Here is a 15,786-nt window from a genome sequence, read left to right as displayed (position 1 = left end):
ATCCGTGGCGAGGGAGCTTGCTCCCGCTTGAGTGCGAAGCGCTCACAAAAAAGGTCTGCTGCGCAGCCCAGCGGGAGCAAGCTCCCTCGCCACGATGATTTCAAACAAACCTCATGCAGCATTACGCCTATCAGCCGAGTTGTTCAGCCACCGACTCAGGAATATCAGCGTTGGAATAAACGTTCTGCACGTCATCCAGGTCTTCCAGCATGTCGATCAGCTTGAGCACTTTCTCGGCGCCTTCCAGGTCGAGTTCGGCGCTGGTGGTCGGTTGCATCACGATTTCCGCGTCGGCAGGCTTGAAACCGGCCGCCTCAAGGGCGTTGCGCACGGCATAGAAGCTGGCGAACGACGTGAACACGTCGAACGAACCGTCCTCGTGACCGACCACATCATCGGCATCGGCCTCCAGGGCCGCTTCGGTCAGGGCATCCTCATCAATACCCGGCGCGAAGCTGATCTGCCCCTTGCGCTCGAACAGATAAGCCACCGAACCGTCAGTGCCCAGGTTGCCGCCGCATTTGCTGAATGCGTGGCGCACGGCCGCGGCGGTGCGGTTGCGGTTGTCGGTCATGCATTCGACCATCACCGCCACGCCGCCCGGGCCGTAGCCTTCATAAGTCAGCTCCTCGACATTGTCGGCCTCGGTCGCACCGGCGCCACGGGCGATCGCTCGGTCGATGATGTCGCGACTCATGTTCGCGCCCAAGGCCTTGTCCAATGCCAGGCGCAAGCGCGGGTTGGAGCCCGGATCGCCGCCACCCTGGCGGGCCGCGACTGTCAGTTCACGGATCCACTTGGTGAAGATCTTGCCTCTCTTGGCATCCTGACGTTCTTTGCGGTGCTTGATGTTCGCCCACTTGGAATGACCTGCCATAACTCGCTCCGGTTTTTCTCTGGAACATTGCCCGCCCCCGCGCATGCGCGGTAGCCGACAAGCAAAAATATCGACCCCAATGAAAAGGCGCATCCGAAGATGCGCCCTCTCAAGAGCCAGCCTTACTCAGCCTTTGGCTGTTCACGCAGACGAATGTGCAACTCGCGCAATGCCTTGGCATCCACGACGCCAGGCGCCTGGGTCATGACATCCGCCGCGCTCTGGGTTTTCGGGAACGCGATGACTTCGCGGATCGACTGGGCGCCGGTCATCAGCATCACCAGGCGATCCAGACCGAAGGCCAGGCCACCATGAGGCGGCGCGCCGTACTTCAAGGCGTCCAGCAGGAAGCCGAACTTCTCTTCCTGTTCCGCTTCATCGATACCCAACAGGCGGAACACGGCCTGCTGCATTTCCTTGCGGTGGATACGGATCGAACCGCCACCCAGCTCGGTGCCGTTAAGGACCATGTCGTACGCACGCGACAGGGCGGTGGCCGGGTTGGCCTCCAGCTCTTGTGGCGAGCACTTCGGCGCGGTGAACGGGTGGTGCAGCGCGGAGAAGCTGCCGTCGTCGTTTTCTTCGAACATCGGGAAATCAACGACCCACAGCGGAGCCCACTCGCAGGTCAGCAGCTTCAGGTCGTGACCCAGCTTGATGCGCAATGCGCCCAAGGCTTCGCTGACGATCTTGGCCTTGTCGGCACCGAAGAACACGATGTCGCCATCGACCGCGCCCACGCGATCGAGGATCACGTTGAGGTTGTCCTGCGGGATGTTTTTCACGATCGGCGATTGCAGGCCATCGACACCCGCCGCGCGCTCGTTGACCTTGATGTAGGCCAGGCCCTTGGCACCGTAGATGCCGACGAACTTGGTGTAGTCGTCGATCTGCTTGCGCGGCATGCTCGCGCCACCGGGAACGCGCAGGGCAGCGATACGGCATTTCGGATCGTTGGCCGGGCCGCTGAATACCTTGAACTCCACTTCCTTGAGCTGATCGGCCACGTCCACCAGCTCCAGCGGAATACGCAGGTCTGGCTTGTCGGAACCGTAGCGGCGCATGGCTTCTTCGAAGGTCATGTGCGGGAAATCGCCGAATTCCAGGTCCAGCACTTCCTTGAACAGGTTGCGGATCATGCCTTCGGTCAGGCCCATGATGTCTTTTTCATCGAGGAAGCTGGTCTCGATGTCGATCTGGGTGAACTCAGGCTGACGGTCGGCACGCAGGTCTTCGTCGCGGAAGCATTTGGCGATCTGGTAGTAGCGATCGAACCCGGCCACCATCAGCAGTTGCTTGAACAGCTGTGGCGATTGCGGCAAGGCGAAGAAGCTGCCGGGGTGGGTACGGCTCGGCACCAGGTAATCGCGGGCGCCTTCCGGCGTGGCGCGGGTCAGGATCGGCGTCTCGACGTCGAGGAAGCCGTTCTCGTCCAGGTAACGACGGATGCTGGTGGTCATGCGCGAACGCAGACGCAGCTTCTCGGCCATTTCCGGACGACGCAGGTCGATGAAACGATAGCGCAGGCGGGTTTCCTCGCCTACGTCGGAATATTCGTTGAGCGGGAACGGCGGGGTTTCCGCCTCGTTGAGCACTTCCAGCTCGTAGCCCAGCACTTCGATCATGCCGGACGCCATATTGGCGTTGCCAGCGCCAGCCGGGCGCAGGCGCACCTTGCCGGTGATCTTGACGACGTATTCGCTGCGCACGCGGTCGGCGGTGGCGAAGGTTTCGGCGCGGTCAGGATCGAACACTACCTGGGCCAGGCCTTCACGATCACGGATATCGAGGAAAATCACCCCGCCATGGTCACGGCGACGATGGACCCATCCGCAAAGAGTAACTTCCTGACCTTCCAGGCTTTCGTTCAGTTGGCCGCAATAATGGCTGCGCATCATGGTAGTGGTTTCACTTCTCGTAATTCGAAATTCGGTTGGAGGCCCTGCCCGTGCAAGAACCCGCGCGTGTTCAACTCAGTCAGCCTTGTCGCCACCGGCCAGGTTCTTCTTGGCGCCGGTCTTGAAGTCGGTTTCATACCAGCCCGTGCCGCCGAGGCGGAAACCAGGCATGGACAGCATCTTTTTCAGCTCCGGCGCTTGGCAGGCGGGGCAATCGACCAGCGGTGCCGCGCTGATTTTTTGAATGGCTTCCATCTGATGACCACAGGAAGCACATTGATAGTCGTACATCGGCATGGGGGTTGTCTCGGCGATCAGGTTATTCACGCAAAGCCCGGCTTTGCGGCAAAGAGCGGGATTATATCCATTAAATGCGGCCTGTGCAGCCGTAAGACCGCACAGTCATTGCCGATAATATCGTTCAGCCAAGACCCGGATCACTCCCGTGCATTTCCTTCAGGCTGTGAACCACGCAGACAACGCGCACCAGCCCGCTGAAATTACGCACGCCGCCATGACGCAGGTGGACCTCCCTGTCCACATGGGACAGCAAGGTGCTGACGGAGCAGCTGTTGAGCTGCGCCAGGTCACCGAGAATATCCCAATAGACCTGCTCCAGCCGCAGGCAGGTGGCGAATCCGTTGAGCCGGATGGAGCGGGCCAGCGGCCGCGCCAGTTGCATGTCAAAACCACTGACGAACGGGTCGATCTTCACGGACTGCGGTCGTCCGCGCACACTTTCCCTGGGGTCTTTTCCTTGGATCATACCGTTGACACTCCTTTGCCATACGAACCTCAGTCGGAACAACCGATCTGTGGTGCTATGGAAGCTCAACTGGATCGCCAGTTCCAGATGACTTTTTGACCATCAACGTAGGACAAGCCAACAGGGCGCTGGCGATGAATCATGCGTTCCTACACGCAGTGGCGGGCGATGACGCCAACGGCAGCACCATCGCCGGCCCGGGGCTTAGCGATCTTCCAGCAACGAACGCAACATCCACGCGGTTTTTTCGTGAACCTGCATACGCTGCGTCAACAGGTCGGCGGTGGGCTCGTCGCTGACCTTGTCCAATAAAGGAAAGATACCGCGAGCGGTGCGCGTCACCGCTTCCTGCCCCTCGACCAATTGCCGGATCATATCCTCTGCCGCCGGTACGCCCTCTTCCTCCTTGATGGAAGACAAACGCGCATACACCGAATAAGCGCCAGGCGCCGGGAAGCCGAGCGCACGGATTCGCTCGGCGATCGAATCCACCGCCAGCGCCAGCTCGTTGTATTGTTCTTCGAACATCAGGTGCAAGGTGCGGAACATCGGCCCGGTAACGTTCCAGTGGAAGTTGTGGGTCTTGAGGTACAGCACATAGGTGTCCGACAGCAGCCGCGAAAGTCCGTCGACGATGGACTTGCGATCTTCTTCGCTGATACCGATATCAATTGCCATGGTTGATCTCCTGACGATGGTGAATTCACTCTAGCGGGTGTCGCCGTCGATAGCCTGCGACAAATCGCCAGCCATCCTGAACCGACAAGCTGGGACGTCGGACGGTTCCGGCAAGACGGTGAAAATTCAACATCCATTGCCCGTCGCCGGCAAGCGTCCCTCCCATGCCCCTGGCCGACGAACAGCGTGCCGCGCCTCTGTAACACGTTTGAGAAGGCCCCGGCTTTGCTGTTAAATAGGCAGTGTGTCGCTACGCCTATTTTTCCGGGCGTCGCGCATAGGCTGATCCGGGTGCGTGTTCCTACGCCTCTCATTTCTGGAGCGAACCGCCCCCGACCAGCTCTTCCTTGTGATCTGTCTTAACCGTGAGCCAATCAAAATGTTGAAAATCGTCCACTTGCTAATGGGCGCAGCTGCCCTGCTGCTGTCCTTCATCCCTAGCCTGGGTTCCGAAGCCACACCTTACCTGCAACATCCCGACGCGCTGTACCTGGCCTTTTTCGGCCTGCTCAACCTGACCCTGGCACCCGTCATCCCTTACTGGAACAAAGGTCCACGTCATCAACTGCAAAACCTTGTCAGCGGCTTGCTGGTACTGGCTGTTGCCTTGCAAACCCTGTCCCTGCTGGCGCCCATGCCGGAAATCGGCGGCCAACCCGCCATCCTGTCCAGCCTGGCCGCGGCATTGCTCGCTGTCTTGCTGCACCTGGCCGTCAGCTTCTACAAGAAGTCGTCGCCAGCGGCCGCCTCCCAGAACTACGACATGTCCAACCGCGATACCGGCACCGTGAAGTGGTTCAACACTTCCAAGGGGTTCGGCTTCATTTCCCGCGACTCCGGCGATGACATTTTTGTGCATTTCCGGGCCATTCGTGGCGAAGGCCACCGCGTTCTGGTCGAAGGCCAGCGCGTGGAGTTCTCGGTGATGCATCGCGACAAGGGCCTACAGGCCGAAGACGTGATCGCCGCGCTACCGCGCCGCTGATCCGGGCGAAAAAAAACCGCGACGCAGCCTGGCTGCTCGCGGTTTTTTATCGACTGCCGTTCGGACCGGTCAGTAATGCGGCGGTGGCGCGTCTTCCTCGAAGGATTCGAACTGCCCGGCCATTTCCTCCTGGCGCTTGAGTAGCGCCGCCATCTGCAGCTGCAAACGCTCAACGACTCGTTGCTGCTCCACCAGCACGTCATTCAATGCCTGGATAGTGTCATCCTGAAACGCCAGGCGGCTTTCCAGGTCTGTTACGCGCTCTTCAAGATTCATGGTCTCAGCCCTCCAGAAACTTGAAATCATCGGTCAACACCGCTCGCAACCGTTCGCGGATGGCCGCTACCTGCCCGGCATCATAAGGCTGGGCCGGGTGCTTGCCCCAGACCGGCGCCGGCCAGGCGGCATCCTCTCGCTTGCGTACGATCACATGCATGTGCAATTGACTGACGACGTTACCCAAGGTTGCAACATTCAGCTTGTCGGCATCGAACGAGTCCTTGAGCGTTTCAGCCAGTGCCGTGGTTTCTTTCCACAACTGCGATTGATCAGCGTCATCCAATTGAAACAATTCACTGATATTTTCCCGTCGCGGCACGAGGATGAACCACGGGTAGTTCGAGTCATTGGACAAGAGCAAGCGGCACAGCGGGAAATCGCCGATGGGCAATGTGTCTTGTTGCAATCGTGGATCTAAGGCAAACACCGGCGTACTCCTCGCTCGTTGATCGATGGCCCGATGCGACGCCCTTCGGGCTGCCACCGGACGCAGGCCGCCAGCATACCTGTGAACGGCGCAACGTTCACTGCGCACCAATACCGGGCGCCCGGAATCGTAAAAGCGCATTTTGCAGGTAGCTGGCACAAGCGCTGTTCTCTTTTCGTCCAGCGTTGAGAATTTTTGCACCAAAACGGCACAATGCGTCTACGCTTTGTGTTCGTGGCATCCGTGTTTTACCCACTGACGGGGTGAACCGGTAACGTTTTTGGTTGTCCCGCGAGGTTTATCGGCTTCAAACATGTCAGCTGCCCAGCAGTCAACCCCATTTAAAACAAGGCCTTTGGAGCCCGGTTTCATGAGGTTTCGCCGCAACCGCAGCTAAAATGTGAAAAAAATGTGAACGAAAACCGGGTTTGTGCATGCTTGTTGCATTCATGCCCATATCGCCTACAGGGCATCGCCGGACGCGAAACCTGCAGGCATGAGAATTAAAGTGGCAAGGCTGCCCTCAGGAGCTTCAAGCGTTGTACTTATGGACTCTTTACGCCGATGGTGGAAAAAAGAGCAACTTGAAGTTGTCTTCCACCTACCTCGGAGCAGCTGAATTACGACATGGATCGAGCCATTGGCGACATGGTCGTAAAGAAGCTGAAAGGTTGAATGGGCAAGTATCGCCAAAGAATGTCGGCGTGATATAAGTTTGCGCCGACACAAAAAGAAAGAGCCGCCCAGATAATAAAACAGGTGGGACGGCAGTACTCTTAAAACCAAAGGAGCAAATCACGATGCGCGTGATGAAGTGGAGCATGATCGCACTGGCCGTTGCTGCAGCAGCCAGTACTCAAATGGCTACGGCCGCACCTTTCGTAAGTGACCAGTCTGAAGCCAAAGGCTTTGTCGAAGACGCAAAGTTCGACTTGCTGCTGCGCAACTATTACTTCAACCGTGATAGCAAGAACGGTGGCGACGACCAGAAAGACTGGACCCAGGGTATCTGGGGCAACTTCAGCTCCGGCTACACCCAAGGTACTGTTGGCGTCGGCGTCGATGCATTCGGTTACCTGGCATTGAAACTGGACGGTGGCGACGGCACCGGCGGCACCGGCAACATGAGCCGCGACGCCGATGGCGATGTAAACGACAGCCAGGGCAAGGCCGGCGCAGCGATCAAATTCCGCGTCTCCAAGACCGAGCTGAAAGTCGGTGACATGCAGCCAAGCACTGCTCCAGTGTTTGCCGTTGGCGGTTCCCGTATCCTTCCTCAAACTGCCAGCGGTTTCCAACTGCAGAGCAGCGAAGTCAAAGACCTTGACCTCGAAGCCGGTCACTTCTACTCGGGTACCAGCCAGGATCGTAACTCCCGCAATGGCGGCCTGTACGCAACCTACGCTGGTGTCGAAGCCAACACCATCGACTACCTGGGCGGCAAATACGCGATCAGCGACAACCTGAGCGCATCGCTGTACGGCGCCAAGCTGGAAGACATCTGGAACCAGTACTACGCCAACCTGAACTACACCATCCCAATGGGTGGCGATCAGTCGTTGAACCTGGACGGTAACATCTACCGCACCACCGATGCCGGCAGCGCCGAAGCCGGTGACATCAGCAACACGACGTTCTCCCTGGCAGCTGCTTTCTCGTTCCTGAAAGCACACACCGTCACCGTGGCCTTCCAGAAGGTCAACGGCGACACGCCGTTCGACTACATTGGCGTGGGCAAGAACAACCGCGGCGGCGACTCGATCTTCCTCGCCAACTCCATCCAGTACTCCGACTTCAACGCACCTAACGAGAAGTCTGCCCAGGTCCGTTATGACCTGAAGATGGCTGAGTACGGCGTTCCAGGTCTGAGCTTCATGACTCGCTACGTCAAAGGTTGGGACATCGACGGCACCAACACCCCAACAGGCAGCGCTTACGCCGGCATCTACGGCGACAACGGCAAGCACAACGAAACCAACTTCGAAGCCAAGTACGTTGTCCAGTCTGGCCCAGCGAAAGACCTCTCCTTCCGCATTCGTCAAGCTTGGCACTACGCTAACGAAGACGAAGGCGAAGGCGACGTGAAAGAGTTCCGCCTGATCGTCGACTACCCGATTTCGGTTCTGTAATTGCCGAAAGTCAGTTTGCGGTAATCAAAAAAAGGCCCATCTTCGGATGGGCCTTTTTTATGCTCGCTACTTTTGGATGCCTGATCGGATCCGACAAGCGAAGCGGTTACGCCGACGTGGATTCATGAACCATCCGAATCACCCGCTGCGGAAACGGAATATCAATGCCCGCCTCCTTCAAGCGGTCCCGCGCCTGTTCGTTAAGCATGAACATCACGTTCCAGTAATCCGCGGTCTTGACCCAGATACGCAGGGAAACCGTGATCGAGCTATCGCCCAAGGTCGAAATCACCGCTTCTGGCGCAGGATCAGCCAATACGCGCTCGTCCTTGGCCAACTCCAGCAATACTTCCCGAGCCTTTTGCAGATCGGCCTGGTAATCCACTCCCACGTCGAACACGACTTTGCGGGTGGGCTGGCGATTGGTGTTGGTGATGATGCCGTTGGACAGATTGCCGTTCGGCACGATAACTGTCTTGTTGTCACCGGTACGCAGCACCGTGTGGAAGATCTGGATACTGTCGACCGTGCCGGCCACGCCTTGGGCTTCAATCCAATCGCCAATGCGGAACGGACGGAACAGCAAAATCAGCACGCCGCCGGCGAAGTTCGCCAGGCTGCCCTGCAAGGCCAGGCCAATCGCCAGGCCTGCCGCACCGATGGCCGCTACGAACGACGTGGTTTCCACGCCGATCATCGACGCGACGCTGACGATCAGCAATATCTTGAGGATGATGTTTGCCAGGGTACCGATGAACCCTTGCAAGGCGAGGTCGGCGTTGCGCAAAGCCAAAAGCGCCCCGAGTTTCTGCGTAACCTTGTTGATCAGCCACCAACCGATGGCCAGGGTAACGATTGCCAGCAGTACACGACTGCCGTACTCCATGATCATCGGTATCCAAGCCTGGGAAGCCTTGACCAGGTGGTCCACTTCAGCGTTCAAGTCCATCGTGTTCTCCTTTTTTCCCGTTGCACGCAACACCCGTGCAAACACTGTGTGGCCAAACATCGCCTCCGCTGGTGACCCAGCAGCGCCTTTTTGATGGGTCGCTGCCTTACCGGCGGGAGCAGCATCGAGCCACTGTCATTGCGAACAGCCTGGTGTCAGTCGCGGAAGTTATTGAACTGTAGCGGCATGCCGAACTCCTTGCCGCGCAGCGCGGCGATGGCTTCCTGCAAGTCGTCACGCTTCTTGCCGGTCACCCGCACCTGCTCGCCCTGGATGGCGGCCTGGACCTTGAGCTTGGCGTCCTTGATGTGGGCAACGATCTTCTTTGCCAGTTCCTTGTCGATGCCTTCCTTGAGCACGGCGTCCTGCTTCATCAGCTTGCCCGACGCATAGGCGTCCTTGACTTCAAGGCACTGCACATCGATCTTGCGCTTGACCAGCGCCAGCTTGAGGATTTCGATCATCGCCTCGAGCTGGAAGTCGGCCTCGGCGGTCAGGTTGACAGTCAGATCCTTTTCCTTGAACTCGAAGCTGCCCTTGCCCTTGAGGTCATACCGACGGTCGAGTTCCTTGACGGCGTTTTCAACGGCGTTGGTGACTTCGTGCTTGTCCAGTTCGGATACCACGTCGAATGACGGCATGTAGTGTTCTCCAAATAAAAAGGCGCGCTCATGACAAAGGCGCGCACTTGGCTTGTGGTTAAAATCGGGCTCATTATAACGGGTCTTTTCCCGCCTTTACCGCGAGCCCTTCAGATGCCTGCGCCAAACCGAGTAAAAAACTGATGTCCACCACCTGGCATGTCCTGGGAGCCGGCAGCCTCGGCACGTTATGGGCGACGCGCCTGGCCCGGGCCGGCCTGCCGGTGCGGCTGGTGCTGCGCAATGAAAAGCGGTTGCAGGCTTACCGCGAGGCCGGCGGCCTGACCTTGGTGGAACAAGGCCAGGCGCAGTGTTACCCGGTGCCCGGCGAAACCGCGCAAGGCACCGAGCCTATTCAGCGGCTGCTCCTGGCGTGCAAGGCCTACGACGCGGAAGCAGCCGTGGCTTCGATTGCCCATCGACTGGGCGCCGAGGCGGAACTGATCCTGTTGCAGAACGGCCTCGGCAGCCAGGACGCCGTGGCGAACCGCGTGCCCCAGGCCCGCTGCATCAGCGCTTCCAGCACCGAAGGCGCGTTTCGCGATGGCGATTGGCGCGTGGTGTTCGCCGGCCACGGCTTCACCTGGCTGGGCGATCCGGCCCAGCCGGTGGCACCGGTCTGGCTGGATGACTTGGCCGCCGCCGGCATCCCCCATGAATGGAGCGCCGATATCCTCACCCGCCTTTGGCGCAAACTGGCCCTCAACTGTGCGATCAACCCACTCACGGTACTGCACCATTGTAAGAACGGTGGCCTACAGGACCACCGCTGCGAAGTGGCGACCCTTTGCGCCGAACTCACCGACCTGCTTGAACGCTGCGGCCAGCCTGCGGCGGCCGAAGACTTGCAGACGGAAGTCGAACGGGTGATCCAGGCCACCGCCGCCAATTATTCCTCGATGTACCAGGACGTCGCCAACCAGCGGCGCACCGAAATCAGCTACCTGCTCGGCCATGCCTGCGCGGTCGCCCAGCGGCATGGCGTGGCGGTGCCGCATCTCGGACAAATGCGCGAGCGACTGATCGCCCACCTGCACAACCTTGGATTGCCCAGCGACTGAGCAGCGGCTACGCTGGCCCTCGTGTTCCTTGTTAGCGACGAGTCCGATGCCATTGCGCCAGCGCCTTGAAAATCTACCGGTCGGCCAGAAACTGCTGGCGGCCCTGTTGGTGTTGTTGACCACCGTTTTACTGGTGGCCAACCTGACCTTCATCAGCGCGGCCTATTACATTTCCCAGGAAAGCATGGCCCCCCAGGCGTTGCAGACCATTGGCCGGCTGGTGGCCAACCCGAGCCTGATCGCCGACGCGCTGCAATCGCCGCAAAGCGCCCAACGCCTGCTCGATGAGCTCAACAGCTACGCCCCGCTGCGAGCAGCGGCACTCTACGATGGACAAGGCGAACGGCTGGCCCAGCTGCAACAGGGCGAAAAACTCAGGCTGCCGGAACATTTCCGCCACATGCAAACCTGGCAGGCCGGCGAGTTCCGCAGCAACCAGGTCATTACCCTGCCCCGTCCCGGCACCTCGCCGGGCCATCTCTTGCTGGTCGCCAGCAGCGAATTGCCCACCGCGTTCTACACCGGCACGTTGACCGCCAGCCTCGGCATCCTCATCTTCAGCGTGCTGCTGTGGCTGGTCATTGCCCAGCAGATCAAGCGGCTGATCACCCAACCGATCCACCAGCTCGAAGAGTTGTCGCGCCAGGTGACCCGCGAGGAAAACTATTCCCTGCGCGCCGCCCGGGGCAACCACGACGAAATCGGCAGCCTGGCCGAGGCGTTCAACACCATGCTGTCGCGCATCGAAGCCCGCGAACAGCAACTCAAGCGAGCCCGTGACGATTCCCAGGCCGCCTATGACCAGGCCCAGGGGCTGGCGGAGGAAACCCGCCACACCAACCGCAAGCTGGAACTGGAAGTCCAGGTGCGCAGCAAGATCGAGAAAAAACTCACCGGCTTCCAGAACTACCTCAACAGCATCATCGACTCCATGCCGTCGGCCCTGATCGCCCTCGACGAACAGCTCTACGTCACCCAATGGAACCAGGAAGCCAGCGCGCTCTCCGGCACACGATTGGACGAAGCGCTGAACCAGCCGATCTTCCTCGCCTTCGAACCGCTCAAGCCCTATCTGCCACAGCTCAAGCAGACGGTCGAGCAGCACACCGTGGCCAAGATCGAGCGTGTCACCTGGACCAAGGACGACGAAGCCCGGCATTACGCCCTCACGTTCTATCCGTTGATGGGCGGTGCCGGGCGGGGCGTGGTAATCCGTATCGATGACATTACCCAGCGCTTGTCGCTGGAAGAAATGATGGTGCAATCGGAGAAGATGCTCTCGGTCGGTGGCCTCGCGGCGGGCATGGCCCATGAGATCAATAATCCGCTCGGAGCGATCCTGCACAACGTGCAGAACATCCGCCGACGCCTGTCGGCGGAACTGCCGAAGAACCTCGAACAGGCCGAGCAGTTGGGCATCGAGTTGCCGGTGATCTACCGTTACCTGGAGAGCCGGGAAATCCCGCAACTGCTCGACGGCATCCAGCAGGCCGGTGCCCGGGCCGCGAAGATCGTCACCCACATGCTCAGCTTCAGTCGACGCAGCACCCGGCAGATGGCCCCCTGCGACTTGCCCGCTTTGATCGACCAGGCCGTCGAGATTGCCGGCAACGATTTCGACCTGGCGATCGGTTTCGACTTCAAAGGCCAGGCCATCATCCGTCAGTTCGACCCGAACCTGGGGCCGGTGCCCGGCACCGCCAACGAACTGGAGCAGGTGTTGCTCAACCTGCTGAAAAACGCTGCCCAGGCCATCCATCAGCGCCAGGACGACGGCGAGCCCGGCCGTATTATCCTGCGCACCCGGCTGAATCCACCGTGGGCGGAAATCCAGGTCGAGGACAACGGCATCGGCATGAGCGAGAACGTGCGCAAACGCACCTTCGAACCGTTCTTTACCACCAAGGAAATCGGCCAGGGCACGGGCCTCGGGCTGTCGGTCTCGTATTTCATCATCACCAACAACCACAAGGGCCAGATGGAAGTGCAATCCGCGCCAGGCCAGGGCACTTGCTTCACCCTGCGCCTGCCGCTGGCGGGCACTTCGATCGTGGCCCAGGAACACAAGCAAGTGGAGCGCTGAACAATGGGTTTTCGCCTGTCGAAGATTTACACCCGCACCGGTGACAAAGGTGAAACCGGGCTGGGGGATGGTCGCCGCGTGGCGAAGGACCACCCGCGGGTCGAGGCGATCGGCGAAGTGGATACGTTGAACAGCCAGTTGGGCCTGTTGCTGGCCGGTCTGGCCGAGGAAACGGCCCGGCATCCCGCGCTGGAAGACGTCATCACGGTGTTGGCGCCATGTCAGCACCGCTTGTTCGACCTGGGCGGTGAATTGGCGATGCCGGCTTACCAGGCTTTGGACAACGCGGAAGTCGAACGGCTGGAAGCGGCTATCGACGTATGGAATGAAGAGCTCGGGCCGCTGGAAAATTTCATCCTGCCCGGCGGCTCTTCCCTGATCGCCCAAGCCCATGTCTGCCGAAGCATGGCCCGCAGCGCCGAGCGTCGTTGCCAGCAATTGAACGCAGTGGAGCCGCTGGCCGGGCCGGGGCTGGCCTACATCAATCGATTGTCGGATCTGTTGTTCGTGGCCGCGCGGGTCATTGCCCGGCGCCAAGGGGTGGCTGAGGTACTTTGGGAGGCGGCGGCCAAGCCTGGAAGCTGATCTGTCAGTCTGCCATCGCGAGCAAGCTCGCTCCCACAGGGGTTTTGTGACCGCCAAAAATCCAATGTGGCAGCGAGCTTGCTCGCGATGGCGTCAGTTGTTGCACACTCTCACGCCTCAGGCCAAAACGCCCGAATTCCCGCCACGCCCTGGGCCCCGGCGTCCCATGCCTTTTGCCGCTCATCCGGCCCTACTCCGCCCAACAGGTAGACCGGCCTGTCGAAGCCCTCGATCAACCGCGCCGCTTCGTCCCATCCCAGCGGCTTGGCATCGGGATGGGTCTGGGTCGGCTGCACCGGCGAGAGCGTCACGAAATCCACGTCCATCTGCTGCGCCAGGGACAGCTCTTCTGCGTTATGGCACGAGGCTGCCAGCCAGCGATCCTTGCCGAACGGTCGACCGGCCGCCGCATGCTTGCGCAGTTGTGCGGCGGTGATGTGCCAGCCGGCCGACGGGAAATCCCCCAGCCATTCGAACGGCCCCTTGAGCATCAGCTGGGCCTTGCCGGCACACAGCCCCACCGCGTCCACCGCCAGATCACGGTATTGCGGATCGTAGCCGTTGGGCGCGCGCAGTTGGACCAGCTTGATCCCACCCCCTATCGCCTTCTGCAAGCCGCGCAGCAAGGCCGGCGTTTCGAGGCCTTCGGGCGTAATCAGGTACTCGCCGGGCAAACGGGCCGCCGCGACGATCGGCTGATTGGCCGCCGGAAATTCATAATTCGTCAACTCACGGGCCGTCACCCAGGCCAACGGCTGGCCTTCGGCACCGTGGGGCTCGCCACTGAACGCCGAGACTTCCCAGACGTCCAGCAATACTTGCTTGTCCGGGTAGTCATGACGCACCTTGATCAGCGGCCGAGCGGCGCCGACAACGATGCCCAATTCTTCATGAAGCTCCCGGGCCAGGGCGGTCTCGACGGATTCATCCGCCTCGACCTTGCCGCCAGGAAACTCCCACAGGCCACCTTGGTGCTGGGTATCGGCCCGCCGGGCGATCAGGATTCTGCTGGCGGCATCGCGAATGACCGCCGCCGCTACGTGGATTCGTTTCACCGCGCTATTCCTCAGCGTTGATGGAGTCGGTTCCGGCCCATCGCGAGCAAGCTCGCTCCCACACGAACGACACTGTTGCCCTGTGGGAGCGAGCTTGCTCGCGATAGGAGCGCCTCGGTCTTAAGTCCGATACTCAGCGTTGATCTTTACGTACTCGTGGGACAGGTCAGTGGTCCAGATGGTTTCGCTGCAATCACCCCGTCCCAGCTCGATGCGGATAGTGATCTCTTCCTGCTGCATCACGGCCGCGCCCTGGGCTTCGGTGTAGGTTGCGGCGCGGGCGCCCTGGCTGGCGATGCACACTTCGCCAAGGAACACGTCGATCTTGCTCACGTCCAGCTCAGGCACGCCGGCACGGCCGACAGCGGCGAGGATACGGCCCCAGTTCGGGTCGGAGGCGAACAATGCGGTCTTGATCAGTGGCGAGTGCGCCACGGTGTAGCCGACGTCCAGACATTCCTGGTGATTGCCCCCACCATTGACCTGCACGGTCACGAACTTGGTCGCGCCTTCGCCGTCACGGACGATGGCCTGGGCCACTTCCATGCACACTTCGAACACCGCCTGCTTGAGGGCCATGAACAGCGGGCCGCTGGCCTCGGTGATCTGCGGCAGGTTGGCCTTGCCAGTGGCGATCAGCATGCAGCAGTCATTGGTAGACGTGTCGCCGTCGATGGTGATGCGGTTGAACGACTTGTTGGCGCCGTCGAGCATCAGGTCTTGCAGCACCTGGCGCGAAACCTTGGCGTCTGTGGCGATGTAGCCGAGCATGGTCGCCATGTTCGGGCGGATCATGCCGGCGCCTTTGCTGATGCCGGTGACCGTGACGGTGACGCCGTCGTGCTGGAACTGGCGGCTCGCGCCCTTGGGCAGGGTGTCAGTGGTCATGATGCCGGTGGCGGCGGCGGCCCAGTTGTTTTCCGAGAGGTCATCAAGGGCGGCTTGCAAGGCGCCTTCGATTTTCTCGACCGGCAGTGGTTCGCCGATTACACCGGTGGAGTAAGGCAGTACCTGGTTGGCGTCGACGCCCGTCAGTTCAGCCAGCTTGGCGCAGGTGCGCTCGGCGGCGGCCAGGCCTGGCGCGCCGGTGCCGGCATTGGCGTTACCGGTGTTGGTCAGCAGGTAACGCACCGGTCCCTGCACGCGTTGCTTGGCCAGGATCACCGGCGCGGCGCAGAACGCATTGAGGGTAAACACGCCCGCGACCGTCGAACCCTCGGCGCAACGCATCACCACCACATCCTTGCGCCCGGGGCGCTTGATGCCCGCCGAGGCGATACCGAGTTCAAAACCGGCAACCGGGTGCAACGTTGGCAACGGACCAAGACCAACAGCCATGAATGCGCTCCTTAATAGATAAATCGACGCCGTCT

General features: G+C 60.4%; 16 protein-coding genes. 5 read left to right on the top strand and 11 right to left on the bottom strand.

What is annotated here, in order from left to right; translation table 11 throughout:
* Nucleotides 1-130 precede the first annotated feature (130 nt).
* From J3P90_RS05640 to J3P90_RS05620, 5 genes are all read right to left on the bottom strand, one after another.
* Nucleotides 131-877: a YebC/PmpR family DNA-binding transcriptional regulator gene (locus J3P90_RS05640; protein ID WP_434560327.1), complete on the bottom strand. Its 747-nt coding sequence runs from the start codon at nt 875-877 to the stop codon at nt 131-133.
* A 122-nt stretch (nt 878-999) separates the two neighbouring features.
* Complete coding sequence (gene aspS, locus J3P90_RS05635; RefSeq protein ID WP_420765257.1) at nt 1,000-2,775, bottom strand: aspartate--tRNA ligase; 1,776 nt, start codon at nt 2,773-2,775, stop codon at nt 1,000-1,002.
* Between the two features lie 75 nt (nt 2,776-2,850).
* Complete coding sequence (locus tag J3P90_RS05630) at nt 2,851-3,072, bottom strand: FmdB family zinc ribbon protein (protein ID WP_003178589.1); 222 nt, start codon at nt 3,070-3,072, stop codon at nt 2,851-2,853.
* A gap of 124 nt (nt 3,073-3,196) precedes the next feature.
* Nucleotides 3,197-3,541 carry a ribbon-helix-helix domain-containing protein gene (locus tag J3P90_RS05625; protein WP_434560329.1) on the bottom strand — a complete coding sequence of 115 codons (345 nt, stop codon included), beginning with the start codon at nt 3,539-3,541 and terminating at the stop codon, nt 3,197-3,199.
* 204 nt (nt 3,542-3,745) lie between these two features.
* Complete coding sequence (locus J3P90_RS05620; protein WP_039591690.1) at nt 3,746-4,219, bottom strand: Dps family protein; 474 nt, start codon at nt 4,217-4,219, stop codon at nt 3,746-3,748.
* Nucleotides 4,220-4,598: 379 nt separating this feature from the next.
* Between J3P90_RS05620 and J3P90_RS05615 the strand changes: the two genes are divergently transcribed.
* Entirely contained in the window at nt 4,599-5,204 is a 606-nt protein-coding gene (locus J3P90_RS05615) for a cold shock domain-containing protein membrane protein (RefSeq protein WP_420765259.1), read from the top strand.
* Nucleotides 5,205-5,273: 69 nt separating this feature from the next.
* Here the strand turns inward: J3P90_RS05615 and J3P90_RS05610 are convergent, their stop codons facing one another.
* Together J3P90_RS05610 and J3P90_RS05605 are read right to left on the bottom strand one after the other, a co-directional pair.
* Nucleotides 5,274-5,480, bottom strand: coding sequence for a SlyX family protein (locus J3P90_RS05610; RefSeq protein WP_420765260.1), 207 nt, complete (start codon nt 5,478-5,480; stop codon nt 5,274-5,276).
* Between the two features lie 4 nt (nt 5,481-5,484).
* Nucleotides 5,485-5,910, bottom strand: a complete 426-nt coding sequence (locus J3P90_RS05605; protein WP_420765261.1) for an HIT family protein — start codon at nt 5,908-5,910, stop codon at nt 5,485-5,487.
* A gap of 800 nt (nt 5,911-6,710) precedes the next feature.
* On the opposite strand from J3P90_RS05605, the gene J3P90_RS05600 reads away from it, so the two are divergent.
* Nucleotides 6,711-8,039, top strand: a complete 1,329-nt coding sequence (locus J3P90_RS05600; RefSeq protein ID WP_434675954.1) for an OprD family porin — start codon at nt 6,711-6,713, stop codon at nt 8,037-8,039.
* 106 nt (nt 8,040-8,145) lie between these two features.
* On the opposite strand, the gene J3P90_RS05595 is transcribed toward J3P90_RS05600, so the two are convergent.
* Complete coding sequence (locus J3P90_RS05595; RefSeq protein ID WP_420765263.1) at nt 8,146-8,988, bottom strand: mechanosensitive ion channel family protein; 843 nt, start codon at nt 8,986-8,988, stop codon at nt 8,146-8,148.
* A gap of 155 nt (nt 8,989-9,143) precedes the next feature.
* Nucleotides 9,144-9,629 carry a YajQ family cyclic di-GMP-binding protein gene (locus tag J3P90_RS05590; RefSeq protein WP_434675953.1) on the bottom strand — a complete coding sequence of 162 codons (486 nt, stop codon included), beginning with the start codon at nt 9,627-9,629 and terminating at the stop codon, nt 9,144-9,146.
* A gap of 143 nt (nt 9,630-9,772) precedes the next feature.
* Between J3P90_RS05590 and J3P90_RS05585 the strand changes: the two genes are divergently transcribed.
* Genes J3P90_RS05585 through J3P90_RS05575 form a run of 3 tightly spaced genes read left to right on the top strand, consistent with a single transcriptional unit; the run spans nt 9,773 to nt 13,358 of the window.
* Nucleotides 9,773-10,690 carry a putative 2-dehydropantoate 2-reductase gene (locus J3P90_RS05585; RefSeq protein ID WP_434675952.1) on the top strand — a complete coding sequence of 306 codons (918 nt, stop codon included), beginning with the start codon at nt 9,773-9,775 and terminating at the stop codon, nt 10,688-10,690.
* 46 nt (nt 10,691-10,736) lie between these two features.
* Nucleotides 10,737-12,773 (top strand): sensor histidine kinase, encoded by a 2,037-nt coding sequence (locus tag J3P90_RS05580; RefSeq protein WP_434675951.1) that lies wholly within the window; start codon nt 10,737-10,739, stop codon nt 12,771-12,773.
* Nucleotides 12,774-12,776: 3 nt separating this feature from the next.
* On the top strand, nt 12,777-13,358 hold the full coding sequence (locus J3P90_RS05575; protein ID WP_434675950.1) for a cob(I)yrinic acid a,c-diamide adenosyltransferase: 582 nt from the start codon (nt 12,777-12,779) through the stop codon (nt 13,356-13,358).
* Between the two features lie 110 nt (nt 13,359-13,468).
* Here the strand turns inward: J3P90_RS05575 and J3P90_RS05570 are convergent, their stop codons facing one another.
* Both J3P90_RS05570 and argJ read right to left on the bottom strand, forming a co-directional pair.
* Nucleotides 13,469-14,413: a Nudix family hydrolase gene (locus J3P90_RS05570; protein WP_434675949.1), complete on the bottom strand. Its 945-nt coding sequence runs from the start codon at nt 14,411-14,413 to the stop codon at nt 13,469-13,471.
* Between the two features lie 120 nt (nt 14,414-14,533).
* Nucleotides 14,534-15,751, bottom strand: coding sequence for a bifunctional glutamate N-acetyltransferase/amino-acid acetyltransferase ArgJ (gene argJ / locus J3P90_RS05565; protein ID WP_420765268.1), 1,218 nt, complete (start codon nt 15,749-15,751; stop codon nt 14,534-14,536).
* Nucleotides 15,752-15,786 lie beyond the last annotated feature (35 nt).

Origin of the sequence: Pseudomonas sp. D3-10 (assembly GCF_051132175.1) — a bacterium.
Classification (GTDB): Bacteria; Pseudomonadota; Gammaproteobacteria; order Pseudomonadales; family Pseudomonadaceae; genus Aquipseudomonas.
The sequence above is the reverse complement of the archived record's forward strand: the minus strand, read 5'-3'. Positions and strand labels throughout refer to the sequence as shown.

What these genes read in the sequence shown, in the direction of transcription:
- J3P90_RS05640 (WP_434560327.1), bottom strand. Translation starts at nt 877, where the DNA reads ATGGCAGGTCATTCCAAGTGGGCGAACATCAAGCACCGCAAAGAACGT.
- aspS (WP_420765257.1), bottom strand. Translation starts at nt 2,775, where the DNA reads ATGATGCGCAGCCATTATTGCGGCCAACTGAACGAAAGCCTGGAAGGT.
- J3P90_RS05630 (WP_003178589.1), bottom strand. Translation starts at nt 3,072, where the DNA reads ATGCCGATGTACGACTATCAATGTGCTTCCTGTGGTCATCAGATGGAA.
- J3P90_RS05625 (WP_434560329.1), bottom strand. Translation starts at nt 3,541, where the DNA reads ATGATCCAAGGAAAAGACCCCAGGGAAAGTGTGCGCGGACGACCGCAG.
- J3P90_RS05620 (WP_039591690.1), bottom strand. Translation starts at nt 4,219, where the DNA reads ATGGCAATTGATATCGGTATCAGCGAAGAAGATCGCAAGTCCATCGTC.
- J3P90_RS05615 (WP_420765259.1), top strand. Translation starts at nt 4,599, where the DNA reads ATGTTGAAAATCGTCCACTTGCTAATGGGCGCAGCTGCCCTGCTGCTG.
- J3P90_RS05610 (WP_420765260.1), bottom strand. Translation starts at nt 5,480, where the DNA reads ATGAATCTTGAAGAGCGCGTAACAGACCTGGAAAGCCGCCTGGCGTTT.
- J3P90_RS05600 (WP_434675954.1), top strand. Translation starts at nt 6,711, where the DNA reads ATGCGCGTGATGAAGTGGAGCATGATCGCACTGGCCGTTGCTGCAGCA.
- J3P90_RS05595 (WP_420765263.1), bottom strand. Translation starts at nt 8,988, where the DNA reads ATGGACTTGAACGCTGAAGTGGACCACCTGGTCAAGGCTTCCCAGGCT.
- J3P90_RS05590 (WP_434675953.1), bottom strand. Translation starts at nt 9,629, where the DNA reads ATGCCGTCATTCGACGTGGTATCCGAACTGGACAAGCACGAAGTCACC.
- J3P90_RS05585 (WP_434675952.1), top strand. Translation starts at nt 9,773, where the DNA reads ATGTCCACCACCTGGCATGTCCTGGGAGCCGGCAGCCTCGGCACGTTA.
- J3P90_RS05580 (WP_434675951.1), top strand. Translation starts at nt 10,737, where the DNA reads ATGCCATTGCGCCAGCGCCTTGAAAATCTACCGGTCGGCCAGAAACTG.
- J3P90_RS05575 (WP_434675950.1), top strand. Translation starts at nt 12,777, where the DNA reads ATGGGTTTTCGCCTGTCGAAGATTTACACCCGCACCGGTGACAAAGGT.
- argJ (WP_420765268.1), bottom strand. Translation starts at nt 15,751, where the DNA reads ATGGCTGTTGGTCTTGGTCCGTTGCCAACGTTGCACCCGGTTGCCGGT.